This window comes from Simplicispira piscis (genome assembly GCF_054783455.1).
The window spans coordinates 6896-18727 of record NZ_BAAGQN010000014.1 but is presented as its reverse complement, the minus strand read 5'-3'; the positions used below and the strand labels follow the sequence as shown (position 1 = coordinate 18727).

The 11832-nt window shown below is 64.5% G+C and carries 11 protein-coding genes; 2 read left to right on the top strand and 9 right to left on the bottom strand.

The window, feature by feature from the left end:
• Positions 1-20: 20 nt before the first annotated feature.
• The 5 genes from gltS to ACYVOC_RS08505 all read right to left on the bottom strand — a co-directional run bounded on the left by gltS (position 21) and on the right by ACYVOC_RS08505 (position 4337).
• Positions 21-1214 carry a sodium/glutamate symporter gene (gltS, locus tag ACYVOC_RS08525; protein ID WP_116003418.1) on the bottom strand — a complete coding sequence of 398 codons (1194 nt, stop codon included), beginning with the start codon at positions 1212-1214 and terminating at the stop codon, positions 21-23.
• 331 nt (positions 1215-1545) lie between these two features.
• Positions 1546-2352, bottom strand: coding sequence for a LytR/AlgR family response regulator transcription factor (locus ACYVOC_RS08520; RefSeq protein WP_461161494.1), 807 nt, complete (start codon positions 2350-2352; stop codon positions 1546-1548).
• Positions 2349-3410, bottom strand: a complete 1062-nt coding sequence (locus tag ACYVOC_RS08515) for a sensor histidine kinase (protein ID WP_461161493.1) — start codon at positions 3408-3410, stop codon at positions 2349-2351. Before ACYVOC_RS08515 ends, ACYVOC_RS08520 begins: the two co-directional genes overlap by 4 nt.
• Positions 3411-3465: 55 nt before the next feature.
• Positions 3466-3759: a 2TM domain-containing protein gene (locus ACYVOC_RS08510; RefSeq protein ID WP_116003422.1), complete on the bottom strand. Its 294-nt coding sequence runs from the start codon at positions 3757-3759 to the stop codon at positions 3466-3468.
• Positions 3760-3770: 11 nt separating this feature from the next.
• Positions 3771-4337, bottom strand: coding sequence for a DUF6622 family protein (locus ACYVOC_RS08505; RefSeq protein WP_116003423.1), 567 nt, complete (start codon positions 4335-4337; stop codon positions 3771-3773).
• Positions 4338-4594: 257 nt separating this feature from the next.
• Here ACYVOC_RS08505 and ACYVOC_RS08500 point away from each other — a divergent pair, with 257 nt between their 5' ends.
• Positions 4595-5419 carry an undecaprenyl-diphosphate phosphatase gene (locus tag ACYVOC_RS08500; RefSeq protein ID WP_116003424.1) on the top strand — a complete coding sequence of 275 codons (825 nt, stop codon included), beginning with the start codon at positions 4595-4597 and terminating at the stop codon, positions 5417-5419.
• 11 nt (positions 5420-5430) lie between these two features.
• On the top strand, positions 5431-6279 hold the full coding sequence (locus tag ACYVOC_RS08495) for a MipA/OmpV family protein (RefSeq protein WP_116003425.1): 849 nt from the start codon (positions 5431-5433) through the stop codon (positions 6277-6279).
• Between the two features lie 15 nt (positions 6280-6294).
• Here ACYVOC_RS08495 and ACYVOC_RS08490 read toward each other — a convergent pair whose 3' ends face one another.
• The 4 genes from ACYVOC_RS08490 to ACYVOC_RS08475 form a co-directional block, all read right to left on the bottom strand.
• Positions 6295-8106, bottom strand: a complete 1812-nt coding sequence (locus ACYVOC_RS08490; protein WP_461161492.1) for a diguanylate cyclase domain-containing protein — start codon at positions 8104-8106, stop codon at positions 6295-6297.
• A gap of 115 nt (positions 8107-8221) precedes the next feature.
• On the bottom strand, positions 8222-9040 hold the full coding sequence (locus tag ACYVOC_RS08485) for an alpha/beta fold hydrolase (protein WP_461161491.1): 819 nt from the start codon (positions 9038-9040) through the stop codon (positions 8222-8224).
• A gap of 24 nt (positions 9041-9064) precedes the next feature.
• Positions 9065-9892, bottom strand: a complete 828-nt coding sequence (locus tag ACYVOC_RS08480) for a peptidase (protein ID WP_461161490.1) — start codon at positions 9890-9892, stop codon at positions 9065-9067.
• Positions 9893-10091: 199 nt separating this feature from the next.
• Complete coding sequence (locus tag ACYVOC_RS08475) at positions 10092-11786, bottom strand: DNA methyltransferase (protein ID WP_461161489.1); 1695 nt, start codon at positions 11784-11786, stop codon at positions 10092-10094.
• Between the last annotated feature and the right edge of the window lie 46 nt (positions 11787-11832).

Here is an 11832-nt window from a genome sequence, read left to right as displayed (position 1 = left end):
GGTGTGCTGCCCGTGCGCGGTCAGCGCAGGTAGTTCATGTAGCCGGTGATGATCACGGCGTTGAAAAAGTCGATGAACAGGGAGCCCACCAGCGGAATGACGAAAAACGCCTTGATGGACGGCCCGTTGGCTGCCGCAAAGGCCTGCATGTTGGCCATGGCGTTGGGCGTGGCGCCCATGCCGAAGCCGCAATGACCGGCGGCAATCACTGCAGCGTCGTAGTCACTGCCCATGACGCGGAAGGTGACAAAGTAGGCATACGCAAACATCACCACCGTCTGCACCAGCAGGATGGCCAGCAGCGGGCCAGCCACCTGGGCCAACTCCCACAGCTTCATCGACATCAGTGCCATGGCCAGGAAGAATGCCAGCGAAACGTTGCCCACCACTTCGAACTGGCGCAGCGGCAGGTGCCAGTCGCGCCAGTCGATCACGTTGCGCATCAGTGCGGCCACCAGCATGGGGCCGAGGTAGGCGGGCAGCGTGACGCCCAGGTCCTTGAGCCAGTTGACCAGGAGGGTGCCGGCGCCAATCGACAGTGCCAGCAAAATGGTGGCGTACATCACGGTATCGTGCGAATCGGCTTCGCCGGTGTCCTTGATCAGCGGTGAAGCGCTTGCAGATGTTGCCGCCACGGTCGGCTGCAGCTTGTTGCGCCGCATCAGCAGCGTGCCCACCGGCCCACCGATCAGGCAGCCTGCCACCAGCCCGTAGGTGGCGGCGGCAATGGCGGCCGGCAGCGCGCCCACGGCGCCGGCCTGCTCCAGCAGCGGGCCGAAAGCCGCCGAAGTGCCATGCCCACCGGTCAGCGAGATAGAACCTGCGGCCAGGCCGATGAGCGGGTGCACGCCCATGCTGCTCGCCATGGCCACGCCGACGGTGTTCTGGATCAGCACCAGCACCACCGCAGCGCCCAGAAACAGCGCTACGCCTACGCCGCCTTTTTTCAGCAGCTCGAAACTGGCAGAAAACCCAATGGTGGTGAAAAACACCAGCAGCAAGAAGGCGCGGATGCTGTCGTTGAAGATGAACTCGAAACTGCCGGTTTGGTGGCCGACGAGCGTCAGCACCGAAAACAGCACGCCCCCAATGATCGGTCCGGGGATGAAGTAGCGCGCCAGGATGCTGGCGTGCTTTTTGATGAATTCACCGAGCACGAGCAATACGGCAGAAAGCCCTACGGTCTGGGCGATGTCGAGCGGGATGGTGACCATGAAGGAGCCTTCTAGGGGGTGTCGAAGTCCTGCGGGTATTGCGCTGGTCGCTTCTGAATAAAGAGCTTTAGCCGTAGGGCGGCTGTGCGTGAGAGGGGCGATTTTACCGTGGTGGGGCCGTCAGGTCGCTCCCGTGCAAGGCCCTTCCAGGTGGGTGCATGGCGTGTCTTGGCTGGGCTGCATCAGCGGGGTGGCGCACGGTGTGCCTTTGGAGGTCGCGCCCTGGGCTGCGCAACGGGTGTTGCCCAATGCGGTGCAAACCCATTCAAAAAAGATAGCTGTCAGCGCTTGATGGTATTGCGCTGGAGGCCGAAAAAATCCAAAGTTTTTACTACATGGCCCGAAACTGCGCCGCATACAGTCGGCTGACGGGAAATGCCTCTGACCGGCCATGCAGCTGCACGCTGAGCTTGCCGCTCTCGCTGCGCACCGCGCTGGCGATGGCCGACGCGCGCACCAGCGTGCCGCGGTGAATTTGCCAGAACTGCTGCGTGTCCAGCTGCGCCAGCAACTCGCGCAGCGGCGTGCGGATCAGATGCTCGCGCTGGGCGGTCAATACGCGCACGTATTTGTCGGCGGCCTCGAACACCAGCACATCGTCCATCGGCACCATTTCGATACGGCTTGCGTGCCCTGCCTGAATGAAGCGCAGCGGCGCGGCGGCCGCGGGCGTGCCGGCGCTGGCCAGCAGTTTGCGCAGTTGCTCCAGCGCGGGTTCATCGCCCAGCGGCGCGCTGGCGGTGCGCGCGGTGAGGTGCTGCTGCACGCGCGCCACCGTTTTTTGCAGGCGCTCAGCCTGCAAGGGCTTGAGCAGATAGTCCACCGCTTGTGCATCAAACGCCTGCACGGCATATTGATCGTAGGCGGTGAGGAAGACCAGCGCCGGAAAGGGCTTGTCCTGCGGCCAGGCCTCGGCCAGTTCGGCGGCTGCGTCCAGCCCGCTCTGCCCGGGCATGCGGATGTCGAAAAACAGCACGTCTGGTTCCAGCGCCAATGCCTCGCGCACGGCGGCCAGGCCATCGCCGACGGTGGCCACCACCTGCAGCGCAGGCCAGGCCAGGACCAGTTCGTGGCGCAGGCCTGCGGCCAGCAGGGGCTCGTCCTCGGCGATCAGGGCGCGTGGGGCGGGGGTGTTCATGGGGCTGAAAAATTCAAGGGAAAAGTGACTCTGGCGCTTGTCCCGCCAGCGCTGGTAGCTATCAATTCAAGAGTTCCCTGCGGGCCGTACAAAGTGGTCAGGCGCTCGCGTACCTGCGCCAACCCAAAGTGGCTGGCGGTGCTGTCGGTGTGGTCTGTGTGCAGCGGCGCCAAGCCTACCCCCGTATCCACGACTTCGAGGACCAGCAGCGTGCCGGATGGGCCGGGCAAGGTACTGGCACGCACATGGATGCGGCCACCCCCCACCTGGGGTTCGAGTCCGTGGCGGATGGCGTTTTCTACCAGCGGCTGCAGCAGCAGCGGCGGTACAGGTGTGCTTTGAAGTGCCTCGGGCAGGTCCAGTGTGAAGGCCAGGCGCGAACCCATGCGCACGGCCATGATCTCCAGATAGTCTGCAAGGCGTGCAAACTCGACGGCCAGCGGGTGCAACGCAGAGCGTGCGCCGCCCAAGGTGGCGCGCAGGTAGGCGATCAGGTGGTCCAGCATGGCCTGGGCGCGCGGCGGGTCGGTAGCGATCAGCACGCGCAGGTTGGCCAGGGTGTTGAACATCATGTGGGGTTCGAGCTGGGCCTCCAGCAGTTTGAGCCGTGCCTCGGTGGCGTCGCGCTGGGCCTGGGCGATATGGGCCTGCAGGTAGGCGGCCTTGCCCCGGCTGTAGAAGAAGAACGAAATGGCGGCGCTGGCAGCGACGGTGATGAGCAACGAAGGCACCACATCGCGGCCCTGCAGCAGACCTACGGTGCTGCCGCTGTAGGCATCGCCTATGGCCGTACCCAATACGAAGCCAACGCCCATGCCGCAGGCCACCAGCACGATGCCGCGCCAGCCCATGGGCCAGGGTGTGTCGCTGGGCCCTCGCAGCCCATGGCGGCCCAGCTCGATGACCAGCCAACTGGTCAGGCCGATGCCGAGCGAATACACCAGCTGCACATCCCAGGCACCGTTTTTGGACAGCGTGAGTGCCAGCGCGATCAGGCAGCAGAGCACGGCCGTGATCAGGCCGTGGCGCGCAAGCGGGCGAAGGTCAAAGTGCGGCATGAGGCGTGGTGGGCGGGTGTGGCTTGCCATTGTGCGGCAGGCCGTCCGCGTTCTCTCACAGCGGTGGCTGGCGGTGCAGCGCAGCGCGTTCGCGCTCCAGCAATTGGGCATAGAGGCTGCCGCCGGGCATGGCAACCCACACGGCGGCGCCGTGGATCAGCAGGCCCAGGCCCCAGCCCAGCGCTGGGAACACAGCCCAGGGGTAGTTGCTGCGCGAGGAAAGAAAGGCCAGAAACAGGTTGACCAGCACATACACGCAGGCATGGGCGTACCAGCCCAGCTTGGCACCCGCGCGCTTGCGCGCCAGGCGTTCGAGATCGTCGCTTTTGGAAGAAGGGGCGTGGGCCATGGCTTGTCCTTTCAGGCGGCCATAACGCGCTGTGCCGGGGCGCGGTCTTTTGCCAGGCGCAGCAGGCGCCCGGTGCGGGCGGCAAACACACCGTTGAAGACGCCATAGACCAGTGCGATCTGCAGCGCGAAGCCACTATCGCGTGCCAGCGGCGGCTGCAATGCGAGCTCCACACCCACCGCCCACTTCACCAGAAAGATGCCGACGATGAGCAGCATAGGCCAGCCACTTCCCGGCAGCGCAAAGCGTTGGTGTGCGGCGTCGTAGTGGGTGCCTGCGGGCGGTGTACGGAACAGCCACAGTGAAAGCCCGGCCACCGCACAGGCCACAGCCAGCCAGGCGCCCAGCACGCCCGCCAGCTGCGGCGCTGCCCCAAATGCAGAGCCCAAGCCCCAGGCGGAAAAGACGGCCATGGCGATGGGCATCAACAGCACACGGCGCAGGCCGGCGCTGCGCGCGAAAAACTGGCTGGCGCCCAGCCAGACCAGGGCGGCGAGCAGCAGCCACACCCAGGTGGGTGTGTGCTGGACGATGGTGATCAGCATGCGTGGCTGCTGCGTTGCAAGGGTCAAAAGCATGGCAAACCTTTCGAATGGAAGAGCGAAGGCCTGACTGTCGTCGCCAAAGCCGGGCTTGGCTATGCGGCTGCGACGAAATGCGGCTTTGGCACCGCCAGTTGCGCTGGGCGGCTCGCCAGTGGCGAGGTGCCGTTGCGGCCGTGGTGCTCCTCCATTGACTGCGGCGGCTGCAAATGCACCGGCGGGCGGCTTCGTCCGTGACGGAGAAGGGATAATCCACGTTTTTGATCCGGCTGTTCAAGCCAAAGGACGCGCGCGTGGATATTGTTTTGCTGGTCAAGGCCGCCATCATGGGCGTGGTCGAGGGCCTGACCGAGTTTCTCCCCATCTCCTCCACGGGCCACCTCATCTTGGCAGGCGCGCTGCTCGGTTTCGATGACGACAAGGCCAAGGTGTTCGACATCGCCATCCAGACCGGCGCCATCTTCGCCGTCATCCTGGTGTATTGGCAAAAGATTCGCGCCACCGTGGCCGCGCTGCCTAACTCGCGCCAGGCGCAGCGGTTTGCGCTCAATGTACTCATTGGTTTTTTGCCCGCCGTGGTGTTGGGCCTGGCGTTTGGCAAGGTCATTAAGGCGCACCTTTTCACCCCGGTGGTGGTGGCCAGCACCTTCATCCTGGGCGGTTTCATCATTTTGTGGGCCGAGCGGCGCTCACCCGTAGCCACGCGGGTGACGTCGGTGGACGACATGTCGCCGCTGGATGCGCTCAAGGTGGGCCTGGTGCAGTGCCTGGCCATGGTGCCGGGCACCAGCCGCAGCGGCGCCACCATCATTGGCGGCATGCTGCTGGGGCTCTCGCGCAAGGCGGCTACCGATTACTCGTTTTTTCTGGCCATGCCCACCTTGATTGGCGCGGGTGTCTACAGTCTGTACAAAGAGCGTGCGCTGCTGTCTATGGGGGATGCGCCGCTGTTTGCGGTTGGTTTGCTGTTTTCCTTTTTGAGTGCCTGGATCTGCGTGCGCTGGCTGTTGCGTTACATCAGCAGCCACAGTTTTGTGCCCTTTGCCTGGTACCGCATCGTGTTTGGGGTGCTTGTTCTTGTGACAGCGGGCATGGGCTGGGTGCGCTGGGAAGGCTGATAATCGTTCGCATGAATCTATTTGCATTTCACCCTGGGCGACCGCTTGCCGTTGCATTGCTGCTGGTGCTGCCCCTGGCTGCCATGGCCCAACTGCGGCCCGTGCCTGCCCAGGAGACTGAGAAGGGCTACACCTGGGCGCTGGGTGCCTATCTGGCCAATGGCCCCAGCTACCCGGGCAGCACTGAGCGCAGCACCGGTGTGCGCCCCGTCATTGGCCTGGAGGTGGGGCGCTACACCATCAGTTCGGGTGGCGGCGGTTCGCTGCTTGATTTTGACCTGGATGCCCGCGATTCCGGGCTGACCGCCCGCCTGTTTGAATGGGACCACTTTCGCCTGAGTGCCGGTCTGCGCCTCGATGGCGGCCGCAAGGGTGAGGGCGATCCCATCCTGAGCGGTTTGCCGGATGTGGATCGCACTCTGCGCGGACGCCTGAGCGCCATTTATGAATTTCCAGGGCGCCTGTCGCTGCGCAGTACCCTGAACCAGGACTTGCTGGGCCATGGGGGCGGGGCCACGCTGCAGACGTCGGCACGCTACGAATTTCGCATCAGCGACCGTACCGAAATCTCGCTCGCGGCGGGCTTCACCATGGCAGATGCCACCTACATGCGCAGCTATATGGGCGTGCCGGTGGGCGCTGCCGGTGTGACCACCCCGCTGCCCGCGTACCGGCCTGGCAGCGGCATGCACAGCACCGACCTGGGGCTGGAAATCAAGACCGCCGTGGCGGGACGCTGGGTGGTGTTTGGCGGCGTGCGTTACCAGCAACTGCGCGGCGACGCGCGGCGCAGCCCGCTGGCCGTCAAGCCCGACAGTTATGGGGTTTCGTTCGGGCTGGCCTACCGCTGCTGCCGCTGACAGCGTTGCCGGTATTCAACGCGAAGCCAGCGCCAGGTCACCCCGGTTGCGCTGCACGCAGAACTTGCCGCGTTGTTTGCCCGCGTACATCGCGGCGTCGGCCAGCTTGAGCAGGCCCACAGCGTCCTGGCTGTCCTGCGGGGCCAGCGCGTAGCCGATCGTCAGCCCGACCTGCACTTGCTGCGCTCCCAGCGAGAATGGCACATGGAATGACTCCAGCAGCTTGTGCCCCAGGTCGTGTGCCTGCTGCGCACTGGTGATCTGGCTGACCATGATGACGAACTCGTCGCCGCCCAGGCGAGCCACCAGATCGTTCTGGCGCACCTGGCCCTGCAGCCGCTGGGCCACGGCTACCAGCAGCTCATCACCCGCATCATGGCCGTGCAAGTCGTTGACGGGCTTGAACCCATCCAGGTCCATCACGAAGACCGCCACCATGTGCTCAGTGCTGCAGTGCGCCAGGGCACTCGACAAGGCCAGGCCCAGGCCACGGCGGTTGGGCAGGCCGGTCAGGGGGTCTGTGTGTGCGAGTGAATGCAAGGTGTCGCGCTCGGCGCGGGCACTTTCAGCAGCGGTGCGCAGGGCTTTGGAGCGCAGGCCGAGCACGCGCATGAACAGCAGCATGTCGATCGTCGCGCCAAATTGGAAGGAGTGAAGAGTCCAGAAGTTCACCGGGACCCAGCCTCGGATGACGCCAATCACCGTGGCGGTGGTCGTAAAGTAAATCAACCAGGCCCATAGCAGCGTGCTCCCCACGGCGTCGCCCTGGCGCATGCGTGCCACCGCACCGGGAATGCCCATGAGCGCAGGCAACAGGCCCAGGATGCTGACGATGGCGGTCAATTTTCGAGTGTCATACAGGTTCAGCGCAAAAGCTGCGGCCAGAGCGGCAGTGCATGCAGCGCCTACGCGCATGGCCCTCATGAGTCGGTTGCGTGGGTCGTTTGCGGCCAGTGCCTGGCCGAAGAACAGAAAGGAGCCACAGGTGGCCAGGAGGGCTGAGAGGCCACTGGCATGCTGTTCCATCCAGAGGTTGCTGCCCCAAAGGTACTGCGCACCCACACCGAAGAATTGCAGTGAAAAAAGCAGGCTTCCCGAAATCAGCACGGCGTACTGGATGAACAACACATCGCGCAGACTGATCCACAGGGCCAGGCTGTAAGCCAGCAGGCACAGTGCCAGACCGGTGAGAACACCTTGCAGCATTTGCTCCTGCAACGCCTGGTGCAGCAATGCCGGGGGTTTGCTCAGGGTGATGGGCAAAATCATGGCGCCCTGGGCCTGCACGCGCAGCAGCAGTTCGTGCTGTGCGCCCGGCGCCAGGCTCAGCGCCACCGTAGGCACCCGGCTGGGCAGTGGGCGCAGCGCCGACCCAACGAGGTTGCCCAGAGCCGTTTGCTGGACGATGCGTCCGTCCCGTGCCAGAAACACATCGATGCGGTTGAGCGGAGCGTAATCGATAGACAGTATCCATTGCCCGTCCGACTGGGGTGCCAGAGCCAGCGGAACGCGCAGCCAGACGGCCTCGGGGCGCACGCCCAGGGTGCCCTGGGTGGGGGGCATGGGGACAAAATCGGTGTTTTGATCGAGCAGCTCCTGGGCTGTGAAGCGGCGCTCGGGGTCGGGCAACATGGCCAGAGCCGACCACAGTGTGATGGATCGCGCGTTGTCGTCCAGCACCACAAGGGCCTGGTCCGCCCGGGCCCAGGGCGCTGTCAGCAGCAGCGCCAGCAGCACCCACAACACGGCCGCCCCCTGGATGCCCGCCCTGCACCGTGTACCTGCAGTCAAGAGCATCAGGCGCCGCAAGGTAAGAGGGCGGTTCATGGCGGGTAGGGCGAAGGTGTGCGGGTCGGGGTTGTGGCAGCACCAAGGCGGCCAGTGTGAAAAAGTGTAAATTAAAAGCGAAACTTTGGCTGGACGGCCCCTGCAGTGCAGCGGGTCAGTCCGAACCGTTCAGCGATGCCAGGTTGAGCAGCGAGGCCTCAATGGCGGCGGCAGTCATCTTCGGTTTTTCCATCGGAAAGAGGTGGCTGCCGTCGACCATGGAAATACGCCCCTGGGTGATGCGCTGCACCAGTGCCATGCCCACCTGTTTCAGCTCGGCCGATGCGCGCCCGCCAATAAAGGCGGCCGGGCAGCGCAGCGGGTGCTTGCGCAGCAGGCCGCCCAGGTGGTGCGGCATGGTGTTGTAGATGGCCGTCTCCACGGCGCGGTCGAAGGCCAGCACGCGGCGGTCTTCTTCATCGTAGAGGCCGTGGGTCACATAGTCGCGCAGCACCTGCGGGTCCCAGCGGGCGAAGGCCTTTTTCTTGTGGAAATGCTCGAAGGCCTCCTCGGTGCTGGCCCAGCTGTTGCGGCGCAGGCGGCTCACCCGGCCGGGCGACACCGAACCCACCACCTGGGTGCGCTTGGCCATGCCCACAGTGGTGGCACGCCAGCCGCTGATCAGGGGCGAGTCAACCATTAGCACGCCGCGTGCCAGCTCGGGGTGCATGGCAGCGGTCATCACGCTCAGAATGCCTCCCAGCGAATGGCCCACGAGGTACACCGGGCCGCCCGAGGTGCGCACCTGCTCGGCGGCGAACTCGGCCAGTTGCTCCACCAGGTTGGGCCAGTTGTTGGTGACAGGAAAGCGCGGGTCGTGGCCAAAGCGGTCCACCGCGCTGACATCGAAACCGCGCTGGCGCAGGTGGTCAAAAAGCACGCTGTAGGTGCCCGAGGGAAAGCTGTTTCCGTGGGAGAAAACGATTTTTGTCATACCTTGTGAATGCAGGGGCCGCGCTCAGATCAGCTTGTCGCGCGGCGTAGTGATTTTTTTGAGTGGCTTGCAGCGCACCGGAGCCACCAAAATGGGTACCTCGGTCGCCTCGCCGCCCCAGTTGGGGCTTTCGATGCTGTCGAACACCTGGCGCAGCTTTTCGCCCCAGCTGTCGTGCAGCATACGGAAGTAGGGGTTGTCCTCGGTGATGCAGACGATCTTGTCGGAGCAAAAGCGGTCCGCTTCGTACAGCACCAGGTCTAGCGGCAGGCCCACCGACAGGTTGGATTTGAGCGTGCTGTCCATCGACACCAGCGCGCACTTGGCCGCATCGTCCAGCGGCGTTTCGGGCGTGAGCACGCGGTCGAGCACGGGTTTGCCGTACTTCGATTCGCCCACCTGGAAATACGGCGTCTCGGACGTGGCCTCGATGAAGTTGCCGGCCGAATACACCTGGAACAGGCGCATGCCCTCGCCCTGGATTTGCCCGCCGAGCACCAGCGAAACGTTGAAATCCACCCCCGAGCGCTTGAGCGAGGCGCCGTCGCGCTCGTGCACATGGCGCACCGCTGCGCCCAGCACGCGCGCGGCGTCGAACATGCTGCGCGCGTTCCAGATGGTGATGGGCTCGCCGTCCGCCTCGTCCTTGATCTGCGTGGTTTGCAGAATCTCGCGTACCGACTGCGAAATGCTCAGGTTGCCCGCCGACAGCAGCACCATGAAGCGCTCGCCTGCTTTCTCGTACACCATCATCTTGCGGAACGAGCTGATCTGGTCGAGCCCGGCGTTGGTGCGCGAATCGGACAGGAACACCAGCCCAGCGTTGAGTTTGATGGCGACGCAATACGTCATGGGGAAATGCGTGAAAGAGGAAAAACCCTGAGTGTAGTGCTGCGCCAGAACAAGCCTGCACTGATTCCGTTTTACGGAAGGTTGGTATAAAAATAATAGCTGCTAACGCTTATCCAGTAAGCGCCAGAGTTTGATTTCATTCAAACTTCCCAGAACGCCTCGATCAGCTCGCCCTGCGCATCCAGCAGCCACCACTCGATCACCACATCGCGCTGGCCCACACCCAGAATGCCGAGCAGCCCGCGCGGCGCCGAGCGGCGCGGGCTGCGCCACAGGTGGTCGCCCGGTTGGGCCAGGGCCTGCACCTTGGCGCGCACGGCGGCGGGCACCTCGGGGCTGTGCAGATCCACCAGGCGGTCTTCGCCGTCGCCGATTTCCTCTGGAGTAGCGGGGCGTGCGCGCATATCAGGCTCCGGTGGGTGTGCTGCGCTGCGCCTTGCGCTGTGCCCCAGTCCAGCAGCGCATCGCGGCATTCGATGTGCTCCAGGGTGTCGAGCACGGGGTTGGTCTTGAACTCGTAGCCGTGCGCCAGGCGCCATTGCAGCTCGCCGATCCATATCGTGACGCGGGCGAGTTCGGCGGCATATTCGTTCAGTTCGATGCCCAGCACGTTGTGCGGGCCGGTCACCAGGTCGGCCTCACGGTCCAGGCCCAGTTCGGCGGCCTGCAGGTGGCTGTGGTGCTCCACGTCTTTGAGGCACTTGAGGGCCAGGAACAGGAAGTTGCCGCTGCCGCAGGCCGGGTCGAGGGCGCGGTAGTTTTTGAGTTCGTCGAGCCAGGTGACGAACAGCGCATGCGCTACGCGGTAGTGCTTGTCGCCTTTTTTGGTGATTTTGGCTGAAATCGCTTGTAAATCAAGCGCTAATAGCTCCCATTTTTGTAGCAATGGGCAGCGAATAACGGGGTCGATCAGGCGCTCAATGGTGGCCGGGTCGGTGTAGTGGGCGCCGAGCTGGCTGCGCTTGGCGGGGTCGAGCCCGCGCTCGAACAGGGTGCCGAAGATGGAGACGTCGATGGCGCTCCAGTCCAGGTCGGCGGCGCGGCGCAGTTCGTGCAGGTCGGGTGCCGAGAGGGCGGGCACAGCGATGGCCTGGAACAGGCCGCCGTTGAACCAGGGAATGTCGTCCACGCCATACAGGCCGCCGGTCTGCATGGTGGTGAAAAGCTGCGTGAGGCCTTGGGTAAGTCGCTCGGGGGTGATTTGTTTGTGGGCTACCAGCCGCTCGAACATGCGGCCCGGCAGCAGTCCCACGTCTTCGGTAAAGAAGCAGAACAGGCATTGCGTGAGGAAGTGCGCCTCCTGGTTGGCACGCTGCTGGCGGGCGGCGGCGGTTTCTCCGTCCGTGGCGCCGCGCTGGCGCAGGTTTTCGGCCAGGGCGGCAAAGCTTTGGGCGGCGGCTTCGGTGATGTCGCGGCTGGTCTGGCGTGGCTTGAAGCTGCCCGGCGCTGTCCAGATGCGGCGCAGCAGGGCGAGCTTGTCGGGCTGGTCCATCTCGGCAATACGCACTTCGTGCGTCTCGCTCGGGTGGCCGGTGAACTGCGTGTGGATACGGATGGTGAGCCGGTCGGACACCACCAGAATCGGCGGGTTGGACAGCGCCAGGCTGTAGGTGAGCAGTTGTTTGAGGGCGGTGTCGAGGTTCTTGCCGGGGGCCTTGTTCTCCCAGGCGAAGACGCCGCGCATGAAGACGTCGGCATAGCCGGTCTTGCCGCCGACGATGTGGCTCTTTTCTTCGAAGCGGTAGCCCTCGGCGCTGCCGGGCTTGGGCACGCCCAGCAGTTCGCACAGGTCGAGAAAGTGGCTTTGCGCGCCTTGCTCTTCGTTGAGCGCGTAGGCCGGGCCGGGGACGCCGCCGGGCGTGCCCCATTTGGCGATGAAGTCTTGGGGAGTCATGGGCGGGGTGTGATCAGTAGCCGCGCAGCAGCATGTCCAGCGCGGT

What these genes read in the sequence shown, in the direction of transcription:
- gltS (WP_116003418.1), bottom strand. Translation starts at nt 1,214, where the DNA reads ATGGTCACCATCCCGCTCGACATCGCCCAGACCGTAGGGCTTTCTGCC.
- ACYVOC_RS08520 (WP_461161494.1), bottom strand. Translation starts at nt 2,352, where the DNA reads ATGAACACCCCCGCCCCACGCGCCCTGATCGCCGAGGACGAGCCCCTG.
- ACYVOC_RS08515 (WP_461161493.1), bottom strand. Translation starts at nt 3,410, where the DNA reads ATGCCGCACTTTGACCTTCGCCCGCTTGCGCGCCACGGCCTGATCACG.
- ACYVOC_RS08510 (WP_116003422.1), bottom strand. Translation starts at nt 3,759, where the DNA reads ATGGCCCACGCCCCTTCTTCCAAAAGCGACGATCTCGAACGCCTGGCG.
- ACYVOC_RS08505 (WP_116003423.1), bottom strand. Translation starts at nt 4,337, where the DNA reads ATGCTTTTGACCCTTGCAACGCAGCAGCCACGCATGCTGATCACCATC.
- ACYVOC_RS08495 (WP_116003425.1), top strand. Translation starts at nt 5,431, where the DNA reads ATGAATCTATTTGCATTTCACCCTGGGCGACCGCTTGCCGTTGCATTG.
- ACYVOC_RS08490 (WP_461161492.1), bottom strand. Translation starts at nt 8,106, where the DNA reads ATGAACCGCCCTCTTACCTTGCGGCGCCTGATGCTCTTGACTGCAGGT.
- ACYVOC_RS08485 (WP_461161491.1), bottom strand. Translation starts at nt 9,040, where the DNA reads ATGACAAAAATCGTTTTCTCCCACGGAAACAGCTTTCCCTCGGGCACC.
- ACYVOC_RS08480 (WP_461161490.1), bottom strand. Translation starts at nt 9,892, where the DNA reads ATGACGTATTGCGTCGCCATCAAACTCAACGCTGGGCTGGTGTTCCTG.
- ACYVOC_RS08475 (WP_461161489.1), bottom strand. Translation starts at nt 11,786, where the DNA reads ATGACTCCCCAAGACTTCATCGCCAAATGGGGCACGCCCGGCGGCGTC.